Annotated in this window: 14 protein-coding genes; 6 read left to right on the forward strand and 8 right to left on the reverse strand. The window is 71.0% G+C overall.

Features of this window, described 5'->3' with window-relative positions; all coding sequences use genetic code 11:
* Positions 1-35 precede the first annotated feature (35 nt).
* Both ACIPYW_RS16735 and ACIPYW_RS16740 read right to left on the reverse strand, forming a co-directional pair.
* On the reverse strand, positions 36-1,088 hold the full coding sequence (locus ACIPYW_RS16735) for a methionine synthase (RefSeq protein WP_400415536.1): 1,053 nt from the start codon (positions 1,086-1,088) through the stop codon (positions 36-38).
* Positions 1,089-1,120: 32 nt separating this feature from the next.
* Positions 1,121-2,110, reverse strand: a complete 990-nt coding sequence (locus ACIPYW_RS16740; RefSeq protein WP_400415538.1) for a putative oxygenase MesX — start codon at positions 2,108-2,110, stop codon at positions 1,121-1,123.
* A gap of 119 nt (positions 2,111-2,229) precedes the next feature.
* On the opposite strand from ACIPYW_RS16740, the gene ACIPYW_RS16745 reads away from it, so the two are divergent.
* Both ACIPYW_RS16745 and ACIPYW_RS16750 read left to right on the forward strand, forming a co-directional pair.
* Positions 2,230-3,171 (forward strand): LysR family transcriptional regulator, encoded by a 942-nt coding sequence (locus tag ACIPYW_RS16745; protein WP_400415541.1) that lies wholly within the window; start codon positions 2,230-2,232, stop codon positions 3,169-3,171.
* A gap of 175 nt (positions 3,172-3,346) precedes the next feature.
* Positions 3,347-3,535: a hypothetical protein gene (locus ACIPYW_RS16750; protein ID WP_400415543.1), complete on the forward strand. Its 189-nt coding sequence runs from the start codon at positions 3,347-3,349 to the stop codon at positions 3,533-3,535.
* A 34-nt stretch (positions 3,536-3,569) separates the two neighbouring features.
* Here ACIPYW_RS16750 and ACIPYW_RS16755 read toward each other — a convergent pair whose 3' ends face one another.
* Genes ACIPYW_RS16755 through ACIPYW_RS16780 form a run of 6 tightly spaced genes read right to left on the reverse strand, consistent with a single transcriptional unit; the run spans position 3,570 to position 8,330 of the window.
* Positions 3,570-4,169 (reverse strand): nucleotidyltransferase domain-containing protein, encoded by a 600-nt coding sequence (locus tag ACIPYW_RS16755; protein ID WP_400415546.1) that lies wholly within the window; start codon positions 4,167-4,169, stop codon positions 3,570-3,572.
* Between the two features lie 44 nt (positions 4,170-4,213).
* On the reverse strand, positions 4,214-4,840 hold the full coding sequence (locus ACIPYW_RS16760; RefSeq protein WP_400415548.1) for a hypothetical protein: 627 nt from the start codon (positions 4,838-4,840) through the stop codon (positions 4,214-4,216).
* Complete coding sequence (locus ACIPYW_RS16765) at positions 4,837-5,355, reverse strand: DUF664 domain-containing protein (RefSeq protein WP_400415549.1); 519 nt, start codon at positions 5,353-5,355, stop codon at positions 4,837-4,839. The genes ACIPYW_RS16760 and ACIPYW_RS16765 overlap by 4 nt, the downstream gene beginning before the upstream one ends.
* Entirely contained in the window at positions 5,352-6,323 is a 972-nt protein-coding gene (locus tag ACIPYW_RS16770) for a serine hydrolase domain-containing protein (RefSeq protein ID WP_400415552.1), read from the reverse strand. Before ACIPYW_RS16770 ends, ACIPYW_RS16765 begins: the two co-directional genes overlap by 4 nt.
* Positions 6,324-6,342: 19 nt before the next feature.
* On the reverse strand, positions 6,343-7,320 hold the full coding sequence (locus ACIPYW_RS16775; RefSeq protein ID WP_400415554.1) for a phosphotransferase: 978 nt from the start codon (positions 7,318-7,320) through the stop codon (positions 6,343-6,345).
* A gap of 11 nt (positions 7,321-7,331) precedes the next feature.
* Positions 7,332-8,330 carry a LacI family DNA-binding transcriptional regulator gene (locus ACIPYW_RS16780; RefSeq protein WP_400415557.1) on the reverse strand — a complete coding sequence of 333 codons (999 nt, stop codon included), beginning with the start codon at positions 8,328-8,330 and terminating at the stop codon, positions 7,332-7,334.
* A gap of 153 nt (positions 8,331-8,483) precedes the next feature.
* On the opposite strand from ACIPYW_RS16780, the gene ACIPYW_RS16785 reads away from it, so the two are divergent.
* Genes ACIPYW_RS16785 through ACIPYW_RS16800 form a run of 4 tightly spaced genes read left to right on the forward strand, consistent with a single transcriptional unit; the run spans position 8,484 to position 13,676 of the window.
* Entirely contained in the window at positions 8,484-9,785 is a 1,302-nt protein-coding gene (locus tag ACIPYW_RS16785; protein WP_290133855.1) for an ABC transporter substrate-binding protein, read from the forward strand.
* Entirely contained in the window at positions 9,782-10,732 is a 951-nt protein-coding gene (locus ACIPYW_RS16790; RefSeq protein WP_400415560.1) for a carbohydrate ABC transporter permease, read from the forward strand. Before ACIPYW_RS16785 ends, ACIPYW_RS16790 begins: the two co-directional genes overlap by 4 nt.
* Positions 10,729-11,697: a carbohydrate ABC transporter permease gene (locus tag ACIPYW_RS16795; RefSeq protein WP_400415563.1), complete on the forward strand. Its 969-nt coding sequence runs from the start codon at positions 10,729-10,731 to the stop codon at positions 11,695-11,697. Before ACIPYW_RS16790 ends, ACIPYW_RS16795 begins: the two co-directional genes overlap by 4 nt.
* A complete protein-coding gene (locus ACIPYW_RS16800; RefSeq protein ID WP_400415566.1) occupies positions 11,694-13,676 on the forward strand; it encodes a beta-L-arabinofuranosidase domain-containing protein in 1,983 nt (660 codons plus the stop codon). The genes ACIPYW_RS16795 and ACIPYW_RS16800 overlap by 4 nt, the downstream gene beginning before the upstream one ends.
* Positions 13,677-13,733 lie beyond the last annotated feature (57 nt).

Genomic DNA, 13,733 nt, shown 5'->3' on the forward strand with positions numbered 1-13,733 from the left:
CCAGACCGGGTTGAGCCTCGTCGTGAGCCGAACCGCTAGCGGCCAGCCGGCACGGCCGCGCCCACCAGCTCGGCCCGCACGATGTCCGCCCCGGCGGACAGCGCCCCGAGCTTCGCGAGCGCAGCACTCCGCGCCAGCGGCGCCATCCCGCAGTTCGAGCTCGGGATGAGCTTGTCCGCGTCGACGAACTCGAGCGCCCGCCGCAGCACCTCGGCGACCTCGTCCGGCGTCTCGACGGTCTCGGTGGCGACGTCGATCGCGCCGAGCATCACCTTCTTGCCGCGGATGAGCTCCACGAGGTCGAGCGGCACGTGGGAGTGGATGCACTCGAGGGAGACGATGTCGATCGAGGACTGCTGGAGGAGCGGGAACGACTGCTCGTACTGCCGCCACTCGGCCCCGAGTGTCTCCTTCCACCGGTTGTTCGCCTCGATGCCGTAGCCGTAGCAGATGTGCACGGCGGTCTCGGCGGTGTGCAGGCCCTCGGCGGCACGCTCGAGCGCGGCGACACCCCAGTCCTGCACCTCGTCGTGGAAGACGGTGAAGGCGGGCTCGTCGAACTGGATGATGTCGACCCCGGCCGCTTCGAGTTCCCGTGCTTCTTCGTTGAGGATCGTGGCGAACTCCCACGCCAGCTTCTCGCGCGACTTGTAGTGCTGGTCGGAGAGGGTGTCGATCATGGTCATCGGGCCGGGGAGCGCCCACTTGATCGGTCGGTCGGTCTGGGTGCGCAGGAAGCGGGCGTCGTCCACGAACACCGGGGCGGAACGACTCACGGCGCCGACGACGGTGGGGACGGCGGCGTCGTAGCGGTCGCGGATCCGGACGGTCTCCTTGCGCTGCTGGTCGATGCCGTCGAGGTGCTCGATGAACGTCGTGACGAAGTGCTGCCGGCTCTGCTCGCCGTCGCTGACGATGTCGATGCCGCGCTGCTCCTGCTCGTGCACGGCCGCCCGGAGCGCGTCCTGCTTGCCCTCGGCCAGGGTGTCGCCCTCGAGCAGCCAGGGGGACCACAGCTTCTCGGGCTCGGCGAGCCAGGACGGCTTCGGCAGGCTGCCGACGATGGAGGTGGGGAGGAGGGACGTCATGCGAGTGCGGGTCCTGTCAGGAAGGAGGGAGGTCAGAGGGTGACGGCGGCGTCGGCAGCGAACCGGCCGAGCAGCGCACGGTGCGGTGTCACGAGGTGTTCCTCGGTCCACCGGCCCTGGGTAACGCCGAGGCGGCTGCGCTCCTCGCGGTCGTACGTGACCGGCGGCACCGTGAAGTCCGTGTGCTCGAGGGTCGGGCGGTAGGTCGCGCCGGCGGGGGTGTCCGCGTTGTAGATCTCCGGGCGGTAGATCTTCTGGAACGTCTCCATCGTGGCGATGGTGCCGATGAGCTGCAGGTCCGAGTAGTCCCCGGTGACGTCGCCGCGCGAGTAGAAGGCGAGCGGGGCCGCGCCGCCCGCAGGCTGGAAGTAGCGCACCTGCATCCCCATCCGCCCGAAGTAGTCGTCGGTGAGGGAGGAGTGCTCGTGGTCGTACTCGGCGCCGAGGACCGGGTGGACGAACCCCGTCTGCCGGTAGGTCTGGCTCGTCGAGACGCTGATGCAGACGACGGGCTCGGTGTCGAACCCGTCGTGGAACGCCGACGACGAGAGGAACCGCTGGAAGAGAACCCCGTGCAGCACACCGAAGTCGGACGGCAGCGACGGCAGTGACGGCAGCAGCACCGAGAAGTCGTAGTCGCGGAGGTACGACGAGAAGTTGTTGCCGAGGATGCCCTGGTGGCGCTCGCCGGTGTGCTGGTCGACGATCGTGACGTCGAGCATCTCGAGCAACGGGAAGCGCTCCGCCGCACCCTCGTCCACGAACTCCATCGACACCGACACGATGTCGAGCTCGACACGGTAACGGTCACCGGTCGCGCTCGGCACCGCAGACGACCCAGCAGCGCCGGCCAGCTCGTTCAGCCGCCCGTTGATCAGCGACAGCGCGTTGCGGAGGTTCTGCTGCCGGTGCTCCCCGCGCGCCAGGTTCGCGAAGTTCGTCGTCAACCGGGAGCTGTCCGAGGGGGAGTAGTCCTCGTCGAACCGGGTCCTGGTGATGCTGAAGGTGAGGTCGTCCGTCATGGTGAGCCATCCGTCTGCGTCGCGGCCCGGAGGCACTGGGAAGGGGTCTCTCGATCATGACGGGAACCACGGGTCATCAGGTAATACGGAGACGCTATGCGGCGGTATAGCCTCTGCCTATGGCGCGGGTCTCGAACGACATCACCCTGCAGCAGCTGCGGTACTTCATCGAGGTCGCATCCGAAGGGTCGATCAGCGCGGCAGCCGACCTGCTCTACGTGTCGCAGCCGACGATGTCCGCGGCGATGAAGGACCTCGAGGCGCGGATCGGGCGCCCGCTCTTCACGCGGTCGGCCCGCGGTGTCGTGCTCACCGTCGACGGCGTCGAGTTCCTCGGGTACGCCCGGCAGGTCGTCGAACAGGTGTCCCTCCTCGAACAGCGCTACGTCGGCCGGCAGGCATCACGACGCCTGCTCGGGGTGAGCGCGCAGCACTACTCGTTCGCCGTCGAGGCCTTCGTCCGCATGGTCGAGGGGGCGGCCGCGGACGAGTACGAGTTCTCCCTCCGCGAGACCCGCACGTGGGACATCATCGAGGACGTCCGGACCCTCCGCAGCGAGGTCGGCATCCTCTACCGCAACGAGTTCAACCGGCAGGTGCTCGGCAAGCTCTTCCGGGACGCGGGGGTCGTGTTCACCCCGCTGTTCGTCGCGCAGCCGCACATCTTCGTCGCCCGTCGGAACCCGATCGCCGCACGCGAGCGCGCCACGCTCGAAGACCTCGCCGACCTGCCGCGGCTGACGTTCGACCAGGGCGCGAACAACTCCTTCTACCTCGCCGAGGAGATCCTCTCCACGATGTCGAGCAAGCGCGAGATCCGGGTGTCGGACCGTGCGACGATCTTCAACCTCATGATCGGACTCGGCGGCTACACGATCTCCACCGGCCTCATCAGCGACGACCTCGACCCCGAGATCGTCGCCATCCCGCTCGACGTCGACGAGCGGATCGAGATCGGCTGGATCGCGCACGCCTCGGTCCCGCTCACCGTGCAGGCGCAGACCTACCTCGACGAGCTGCGCGCGGTGGTCACCAGCTACGGGGTCGAGCCACTCGGGTAGGCGGGCTGCGGCAGTCTGCGGTCGCGCGTCGACCGCCGTCGCGGTGACCGGCCTGGAGGCGCGACGCGACCCCGCAGGGCGGGTCGCGCCTCCAGGCCGGTGCGTTGCGCCACGGACGCTGCGGACCGCAGCGCGCCAGCAGGGTTCGGGTGTGGAACCGAACAACAGTGCTCAGGTGACAGCCTTCGCCGCGTACCTCATCGGTCCGTCGGTCGCTGTCCTGGGGATCGTGGGGGTCTTCGTCCTCGGTCCCGTGCCGGGCGCGGCGATGATCCTCGGTGGCCTGCTGATCGTGTGCACGGGGATGCTCGTCGGCGCGTTCGGCGCTGGCCGCGCCGCCGTTCCGCGCTCCGAGGAGGCCTGACGCCGCTCGGCCCGTGCACGAAGCACAGCGACCGTCAGCGGAACGCGTTGCGCCACGGCGACTCCGGGTGTGCGGTGCGGATCGCTGCGTCGAGCCAGTCGCGCGCCTCGTCGTCGAGCAGCGGGGCCACCGCCGTCCGGTCTGCGTCGTCCTTCGCGAGCGGAGCAGCCGACTTCCAGAGCAGCTGTACTTCGGGGCTGACGACCCGCATCCCCCGCACGTCCGAGATGGCGGACGTCCACGTGCGCTCGATGCTCGGCTCGCGACGATAGCGCCACGCGCGTTGGTCGCCGGCCTCGAGATTGATCTGCAGACACCATGATCCCGTCCGGCTGTCGACGCACCAGACGTTGACCAACGGCTCGTGGTCGAGCGTTTCGTCGAGCGGCGCGAGCAGTCCGGACCGCGCCGCGAAGCAGTGCAGCCAGTCGGGGAGCGTCGCGACCAAGTCGGGGAAGTCCTCGGCCGTGACGCTGACGTCGACGTCGCCGTGCGCGCGGGACTCGTACCCGAGCAACACATCCAGGGCGACCCCGCCGGACAGCCATGCGCGACCGTCGGCGATGAGATCACGGACGTCGGCCACCGGCAGGGGGACCCACCGGTCGACGGACGGGTCGTAGCGGCGTCGCATGCCGACACGATAGATGGCCCGGTACCGGCCGGACACGATCTCGTTCACGATGACGGGTCATCACCGCGGTCGAACGCGATACGGACCTCGGCGCGCACGCGCTCTGCCAACGCTGCCTGGGCCGGATCGGCGGCGACCGAGGCGTCGATCAGCCGACGTAGCCGCCGCACCGTCGCACCGCCCGCGTCCGTCCCGCCGACGCGCTCGAACCCGCGCAGCACGAGGCCGTCGACGTCACCTCGACCGCGGTGCGACGCACGCAGGGCCGCGACGACGTTCATCAACGCACTCTCGGCGCTGGACCTCGCACCGGCCCAGCTCGGCGTGTCGGGGCCGAACCGACCCACGACGTCGATGTCGACGCGCTGGAACAGGGACCAACCGTGGAACCGCACGAACACCAGGCGACTGCTCGCGGCCCGGTCCGGGTCGAGCCGGAGGGACTCGACGGGTCCGACACCTCGGAGCGCGTGCGGGAGCGCCGCCAGTGCGTCGTCGCCCTGGTCGACGTTCCACGAGAGGTCGATGTCGCTCCACGCGTCCGCTGTACCGCGGGCGAGCGAACCGCGGAGACGAACGGACGAACCCGGAGCTGCCTCGAGCAGCGTCCGGCGCAGGTGTGTCACTCGGCGCGCGCGCTCGACGTCGTGCGCGTTCGCTGCGGTGGTCACGGTGCCTCGCTGCCGCCGTGGTCGCTGAACGCGGTGAGGACGAGGTGCTGGTGGCCGTCGACCAGCTCGCGTCCGACGTCGAGGTGGCCGGCGTGCGTGGCGGTCTCGGTGATGACGTGCAGGACGGTCTCGAGCAGGGAACGGTCCGGCGCCCAGGGGTAGCGCGCCGACGCACGTGACGAGGGGCGCGCGTCGAGCGCCGTGGACCCGATGATGCGGTCGGAGCGTGCCGCGGCGGCCGCGTAGTCGTCGAGGATCTGCTGGCGGCCCGGGAACGGCGACGGGTGCCACACCTCGTCGTCGGTCGGGAGGTCGAGCGCCTCGCCGGCGACGACCCCCTGGAACCAGAACCGCTCGACGTCGGAGGTCAGGTGACGGACCATGCCGAGCGGGGTCCAGCCCGACGGGACGGCCGAGCTCGTCAGCGCCCCGTCGGGGAGGCCGTCGAGGGCGCTGAGGACGCGGCGCCGCTGGGCGCGCAGCGTGTCGAGCAGGAGGTCCTTCAGGTCGGTCATCGTGTCGCGGCCCACTCGTGGAGCGCGGCTTCGACACCGCTCGCGTCGTTGCTCAGGACCACCACCTCGGTGTCCTCGCCGGGCACTTCGGCGAGCAGGGACTGGAAGCCGGGGTTGTCCCCTGGCACGAACCAGCCGTCGTCGCCGAGCACCCGTCCGAGGAACGTGCCGTAGCCGTAGGCCGTCGCCGACAGTGGGCGGTCGACGGGGTCCGGCGGCTCGAGGACCGCCTGCGGGGACAGCATCTCCGCGACCAGGGCGTGGGGGAGGAGCTGCCCGGACCGCAGGGCTCGGCCGTACCGGAGCAGGTCACCGGCCGTCGTCCACAGGTCGCCGGTGCCGGGGAGGTCGGCGAAGCCCGGCTCGACGGCGATCGTCCGGCCGTCGACGTGTCCGACCGCAGCCCCGCGCTCGGGGAACTGCCCGGACGTCGTGTCGTGCATCCCGGCCGGTTCGAGCACCACGTCGTCGAGGACGTCTGCGTACGGGCGTCTGGCCACCGCTTCGACGACGAGTGCGACGACGAGGAACCCGGGTCCGCTGTACCGGAAGCGCTCACCGGGCGCAGCTCCGGGGCGTGAGGTCAGGGTCAGCCGGACGAGCTCCTCGTGCGACGGCGGGACGTCGAGCAGGGGCGGCACCCCGTCGAGGCTGTCCCAGTGACCGAGTCCGGAGGTGTGGCTGAGGAGGTGGTGCAGTGTCACCGTCCGCAGGTGGCCGGGGAGGGCGGGCAGGTGCTCGGCGATCGGTTGGTCGAGCGCGAGGCGCCCGCGGGCGACGAGGTCGAGGGCGACCACCGACATGAGCTGCTTGCTGATCGACCCCGCCTGGAACCTCGTGCCGAGGGTGATCGGCGGTGAGCCCGGCCCGGCGGTGTTCCCAACGACCCGCTCGACGACCGGTTCCGCTCCGCGCGCGACGAGCATCGTCCCGGACCAAGCCGGCTGCGGTGCGACGTCGTCGTCCATGCGTGCACGCTACCGCCGGTCAGGCGAGCGATCCGAGCACCCGGTCGAGACCGCTCGTCTCGTGAAGCAGGCCCGCCAGGTTCCGGAACGCCCGCTCCTGCACCGCGCGCTCCGGGTGGTGGGCCGCGATGGCGAGCTCGACCGTTATCGCGTGGAGCGCCAGCCGGTCGCGCTCGTGCTCGTGGGAGAACAGTCCCGGGTACGCGTCACGGAGCCACCGCGGAACGTCCACCAGGGTCCCCGGGTCGAGCGTCGACGCTCCGGGGGTCGGCGGGAACTCGTCCGGGTGGGCGCACCACCGCAGGAGCGTGTCGAGTTCGACGTCGGCGGGTTGTGTGACCGCCTCGGCGAAGTCGATGAGGCCGGAGACCTCGTCGCCGTCGACCATGACGTTCGACGGGTGCAGGTCACCGTGGACCAGGACCGGCGGGTCGTCGGCGACGAGCCCGACGTGTGCACGCGCCCAGTCCCGGGCGGCGGTGACGACCTCGACGTCCACCCCGTCGCGCTGCAGTGCCTCGGCTGCCAGGCGCTCGGCCGTGCCGACGATCGGCGGGTGGTAGGCGGGCCAGTCTGCCCCGGCGAATGCGTCCGCCAACCACGGCGGGAGCAGTCCCGGGGGTGCGGGGACCCGGTGCAGGGTGTGCAGTGCCGCGCCGAGGCTCTCGATCATCCGCCGTCGTCCGTGCTCGTCCGATGGCCCCCACGCCTGGTGCAGTGTCCTGCCCGGCAGGCGCTCGGTCACGGACCACGGCCCGTCCGGGTGCTCACCGACCGCGATCGATCGGGCGTGTGGGACGCCCGTGCCCGCCAGCGCTGCCAGGACCCCGGCTTCGTGGCGGTAGGCGTCGCGCGCGCCGCCGGTGCTCTGCCGCACGACGACGTCGTCGCCGATCCACGCCCGGCTCACCCATCCGGCCGACGTCCGGAACCGCCCGCTGGTGGGCAGTCCCGCGGCGGCGAGGATGTCGGCGAGGGCGCCGGTCGGCTGGTCCATCCCGGCGCCGATCAGGTCGACTGCCGCGGGACGAGGAAGCACTCGGCCATGCGGACGCCGCCGGTGACCTCGTCGCCCTGGATCATCCGCATGAGCAGGTCCGCCGCCTGGCGCCCGACCTCGCGCAGGTTGAGGTCGACCGAGGTGATGCTCGGGCGCGCTGCCTCCGTCACCACGGTCCAGTTGTCGACCCCGACGACGCCGACCTGCGTGGGCACGACGACCCCGGCCTCGCGCAGGCAGTCGACGACCCCGCGCGCGATCTGGTCGCTCGCGCAGAACACGCCGTCGAACTCCGTGCCGAGCAGCCGGGTCGCCGCCTCGTACCCCCAGCGTTCGCTCCACTCACCGTAGAGCGCGTCACCGCCCGCGAGCGTCGCTCCGGCTGCGGCGATCGCACGCTTCGCGCTCTCGACCCGGTGCGTGCTCGCCGTGTGCCGACGGGCTCCGGACACGACGGCGATGGACCGCCGTCCCGTCCCGACGAGGTGGTCGATCGCACGGGCCGCCCCGGCTTCGTCGTCGGGCACGATCGACACGTCGGCCGGGTCCGTGGACGGCGAGAGCGCGTACACCGCCGGGACCCCGAGGAGGCCGGTGATGGAGGGCCGCGGGTCGCTGGAGCGTCCGGTCACGACGATGCCGTCGACGCGCTGGTTCAGGAAGGTCTGCACGTAGTGCGTCTCGCGGATCGGGTCGCCCCGGCTCTCGGCGAGCAGCATCGAGACCTCGCCAGGGCCGAAGGTGTCCTCGGCGCCGGTGAGGATCGGGATCGTGAACCGTCCGTAGGCGTCGGTCGAGAGCACTCCGACGAGGAACGACCGGCCGGGAGGCACGGTGCGGGTCCCGGCGCGCACGCTCAGCCCCAGCTCGGTCGCCACCGCGGCGACGCGCTCTCGCGTCTGCGCCGCGATCTGACCGCGGCCGTTCAGCACCTTAGAGACGGTGCCGACGGACACGCCGGTCTGCGCGGCGACGTCCGCCAGCGTGACCTCTCGACGGTTGACCACGGCGTCCTCCTTCCGGTGCGATGCTACGGCACCTCGGCAAACCTTGCCGCATCACGATTCGGTCGTCAAGCATTGACACGCCGGTCACCGCCCTTTAGCGTCGGCAAACACAGCAAAACTTGCGGCAACGATGCGGCAAGGAGAGATGCGGAGATGACGATGAAGACATCCACGTTCAGGCGCGCGACGGTGCTCACCGCCGCGCTGGCCGTCGCGGCGCTGGGGTTGGCCGGGTGCTCGTCCAGCGGCTCGGCCGAGGGCAACGGCGACGGGAAGGGCACCGTGACGCTCTGGCAGCGGGACGGCGGTGTCGACCTCACCGACCAGGTCAAGGCGTACGAGAAGACCCACCCCGGGGTGACGGTGAAGATCTCGACGATCCAGGCCGACCAGTACCTCACGAAGCTCGCGAACTCCGCACGCGCCGGATCGGTGCCGGACCTCGTGAGCTTCGACATCGTCAACACCCCGCTCCTCGCGACGCAGGGACTGCTGGCCGACGTGACCGACAAGGTGAAGGACCTGTCGAACGCGGACGACCTCGCCCCGGCCGGCGTCGACATCGGCACGCTCGACGGCAAGAACTACGGGCTGCCCGTGGGGCTGACCGGCTCCCAGATGTTCTGGAACAAGTCGCTCTTCGAGAAGGCGGGCCTCGACGCGACCAAGCCGCCGACGTCGCTCGCCGAGGTCCGTGCCGCGGCCGAGAAGATCCAGGCGCTGGGTGGCGGCGTGACCGGCTTCTCGACGCTCGGCGGCGTCGGCCAAGCGTGGACCGGCTTCCCGAGCTCGTGGGCGAAGGGCGGGAGCGTCCTCACCGCCGCGGGCAAGAGCCAGAAGGCCGAGTTCACCAGCAAGGACCTCGTCGGCATGGTCGACTGGTACCAAGGCATGTGGAAGTCGGGACTCATGCAGAAGACCGACCAGCCGAACCAGGACCCGGGCAACGTCGGGCAGGAGAACGCCCTGAACGGCAAGGTCGGCATCGTGTTCGGGGGCGCGAACGTCCTCACCGCGAAGAAGGCGGACTGGGGCAGCGCGGTCGGGATCCCGGGCGTGGACGGCGGCTCCGGGTCGTTCCTCGGCGGCGACGAGATCGGCATGACCGCGGCGGCGAAGAACACCGACGGGGCGTGGTCGCTCATGAAGTGGCTCGTCAGCTCGAAGCAGGCCGCTGAGATCGACCTGTCGCAGGGCTGGATCGCTCCGGACCTCACGGTGGCGAAGAGCCTCGCGACCGACGAGTGGTCGAAGGACATCGTCGACACGCTCGCGATCGGCAAGCTGCCGAAGAGCATCGCCTACAACGCGGTCGTCAACGATCCGAACGGGCCGTGGGCGCAGCAGTCCCAGAAGGTGATCTTCCAGGGCGCCGACGCCGAGAGCGCCCTCGCCAGCGCGGAGCAGCAGGCCAACTCGTTGATCGAGCAGGCGTACAGCCAGGTCGGCCAGTGACCGCCGTCACGACGACGGCGCTCGCCGGGGTCGCGGACGGGCCCGCCCGGGCGCGTCCGCGACCCGGGAGCCGGCGGCGGCAGACCCTCGCCTGGCTGCTCCTCGCCCCGGCCCTCGTCCTCGCGGTCGTCTTCTTCGTCGTCCCGATGGCGCTCCTGGTCGGGATGTCGTTCACGAACTGGCCGCTGCTCGGACGGGTCAGCGGTGCCGGGATCGCGAACTACGCCCAGGCGTTCCAGGACGCGGCGTTCTGGCGGTCGCTCGGGTTCTCGCTGCTGTTCACGGTGGTCTCGGTGCCGCTCGGCATGGCCGTCAGCTACGCGGCCGCGACGATGGTGCGAGGAGAGGGACGGTTCGTCTCGTTCGTCCGGACGGCGTTCTTCATGCCCGTCGTCATCGGGTTCACCGCCGCGGCGTACATGGCGAACGTGCTGCTCGTGCCGGGGACCGGTGTGATCAACGTGCTGCTGCGGTCGGTCGGCCTGACCGACGGGCAGACGGCCTGGTTCACCGCACCCGGTCCGGCGTTCTGGGCGGTGGTCGTCCTCACGGTCTGGAAGTCGATGGGCGTCGCGATGATCCTGCTCATGGCCGGGATGCAGGCGGTGCCCAACGAGGTGATCGAGGCGGCGAAGATCGACGGCGCCGGATGGTGGCGCCGTGAGGGCTCGGTCGTGTTCCCGCTCGTCCGCCGACAGTTCGCGCTGTGCCTGCTGCTCGCCGTGTCCGGGTCGATCCTCGTGTTCGACCAGTTCTACGTCCTCACCAAGGGCGGCCCGAGCGGGGCGACGACCACGACCGTCATGTACACGTACCAGCAGTCGTTCGTCCGCTACGACCTCGGCTACGGCGCCGCGCTCTCGATGATCCTCACGGTCATCATCCTCGCCATCGCGGTCGTCCAGCTCCGGGCCCTGCGGTCCACCGGGACGGGGGACGAACGATGAGCGCGACCGACGTGACCCGGCGGACGACCGCAGCCGGCGGACGCGACGCGAGCCGTGCCTCCCGGCCGGGCGTCCGTGACCGGACCGACCTGCCGGAAGCGGCGCCGCGTCGTTGCCGGCGCGGGCCGACCGCAGCCGGCGTCACGTACGTCGTCGTCGGGACCGTCCTCGCCCTGCTCTTCATCGCGCCGGTGGTCTACATCGTCTTCCGCTCGTTCCTCCCGGCGGACGCCGACGCCCGCGGCATCGGGTTCGAGTCGCTCGCGACCCTGACCCTCGGGAACTACGCGAAGGTCTTCGACCCGTCCGTCGACCTGCGGCAGAACATCGTCAACTCGTTCGCCGTCGCGATCGCCGTCGCGGTGCTCGTCGCCGTCGTCTCCACCCTGGCCGCCTACGCGCTCTCGAAGATCCGCTTCCGCGGGTCGACCGTGGTGTTCGTACTCCTGCTCGCGCCGCTCGTCGTGCCGTTCCAGGGGCTGCTGACGCCGCTGTCGATCGTGCTCGGCAAGCTCGGTCTGCTCGACTCGCTCGCCGGGGTCGTGCTCGTCCTCGTGACGCTCCAGCTGCCGTTCTCCGTCTTCGTCATGCGCAACACGTTCGACGGCATCCCGCCGGAGCTCGAGGACGCGGCCGCCATCGACGGGGCCGGGACCGGGCGGATCCTCGGCTCGGTGATGCTGCCCCTGGCGTGGCCGGGGCTGGTCACCACCGCACTGTTCGGCTTCATGGCCGGGTGGAACGACCTCCTCAGCTCGGTCACGTTCCTCTCGACCGACAGCAAGTACACACTCCCGCTCGCGCTGGCGAGCATCAGCACGTCCTTCAAGATCCCCGGTGTGCCGGTGATCGACCCGGGACTCCTCACCGCCGTCGCGTGCGTCGCGACGGTCCCGGTGGTCGTGCTGTTCCTCGCGCTCCAGCGCTACTACACCAAGGGCCTCATCGGAGGGTCGATCAAATGACCATCGAGTACACCACCACCGACGACACCACCACGGACGACTCCGTCACCGCGCGCCGAGGACGCCCGCACCGACCACTGCCGCTCGGGAGCACCACGCCGCGAGGCTGGCTGCTCGACCAGCTCCGGCTACAGGCCGACGGCATCACCGGGCAACTCGAGTCCGTCTGGCCCGACGTCGGTCGGGACAGCGGTTGGCTCGGCGGCCAAGGCGAGAACTGGGAGCGCGGACCGTACTACCTCGACGGGCTCGTCCCGCTCGCCCACGTCCTGCGGGACGAACGGCTCCTCGCGCTCGCCCGTCCGTGGATCGAGTGGATCCTCGGGTCCCAGCGCGAGGACGGGTTCTTCGGGCCGACCGGCAACGATGACTGGTGGCCGCGGATGGTGGCGTGCAAGGTGCTCACGCAGCACGCCGACGCCACCGGGGACGACCGCGTCGCGCCGTTCCTCGCCCGGTACTTCCGACACCAGCTGGACCACCTGCCCGAGCGGCCCCTGACGTCGTGGGGTCGTGCGCGCGGCGCGGACAACGCGCTCTCCGTCTGGTGGTTGCACGAGCGGACCGGTGAGGACTGGCTGCTCGACCTCGTCGACCTGCTCGCTGCTCAGACCACCCGCTGGGACGATTACCTCGCAACCGACCTCATCACGGGAGCCGCGCGGACGTTCTCGCACCGCACCCACGGGCCGAACGTCGCGATGGGGCTCAAGACCGGGGCGGTCGAAGCACTCCGCGACCACGACCTCGAGGGGCACGCGGCCCGTACCGAGGCGTCCTTCGCCGCCCTCGACCGGTGGCACGGGCAGGCATCGGGGTGGTTCTCCGGGGACGAGTGGCTCGGCGGCCCGTCGGCCACGGCGGGCATCGAGACGTGCCAGGTCGTGGAGATGATGTTCACGGCCGAGGTCCACGCCCAGGTCTACGGACGGGGCGTCGACGGCGACCGGCTGGAGTCCCTCGCGTACAACCTGCTGCCGGCGTCGAGCGACCCCGAGATGCGCGGGCACCAGTACCACCAGCAGGCGAACCAGGTCGAGGTGTCCGTCGCCCGTCGCGAGTGGAGCTTCTCGTCCGACGACGCGGGCATCTTCGGCCTCGAGCCGCACTTCGGCTGCTGCACCGCCAACCTGCACCAGGGCTGGCCGAAGTTCGTGTCCCACCTCTGGCTCCGCGACGACGACGGCCTCCGCGTCGTCGCCTACGCCCCCTCCGAGGTCCGGACGGACGTCGGCGGCGCCCCGGTCACGGTGACCGTCGACACGGCGTACCCGTTCGAGGAGACCGTCACCCTCCGCGTGCAGACCGAACGCACCGAGCCCTTCGCCGTCCGCCTGCGGATCCCGGGATGGGCGACCGACGCGACGCTGACCGTCGGCGGTGAGGCGATGTCGATCCACGGCGCTCCGTCGACGGGAGGCGAGCTGGGAGACGAGCCGGGCCTCCAGGTCGACGACGGATACGTCACCCTCGTCCGCGACTGGTCCACGGCCGGCGACGTCGTCCTCGTCCTGCCCATGCGGGCACGCGTCGTCCGTCGTGAACGCCAGGCGGCGGCCGTCCGCCTCGGCCCGCTCGTGATGGTGTACTCGCCCGGCGAACGCTGGGTCGAGCATGTCGGCGCCCCGGGCATCGGGGAGTGGGAGGTCCACCCGCGCGGGTCGTGGAACTGGGGGCTCGCCGACGTCCGCGACGCGGGCGCTTGGCGCGTCACACGCGGCGCCGTGCCCGTCGCACCGTGGTCGCTCGGTCACCGGCGCGACGCAGCCGTGGTGCTGCATGCTCCTGGTGCCCGTGCCACCGAGTGGCGCATGGCCGGCGCCCAGGCTGCGCCGCCGCCGGCGAGTCCGGTCCTCGACCACGGGCCGGACGACGACCTCCGACTCGTCCCGTACGGATCCGCCCGGTTGCGGATCACGGAGTTCCCCGTCGTCGGGAACTGGCGAGACCGCGACGACCCGGAGGAGCCCGTCCGGTGACCGACCACCCGGGGGTGCGTGGTGCGCGCACCTCCGGGTCTCGCGGCCGGCTGCGGC

The organism is Curtobacterium sp. NPDC089689, from assembly GCF_044749145.1.
Lineage (GTDB): Bacteria > Actinomycetota > Actinomycetes > Actinomycetales > Microbacteriaceae > Curtobacterium.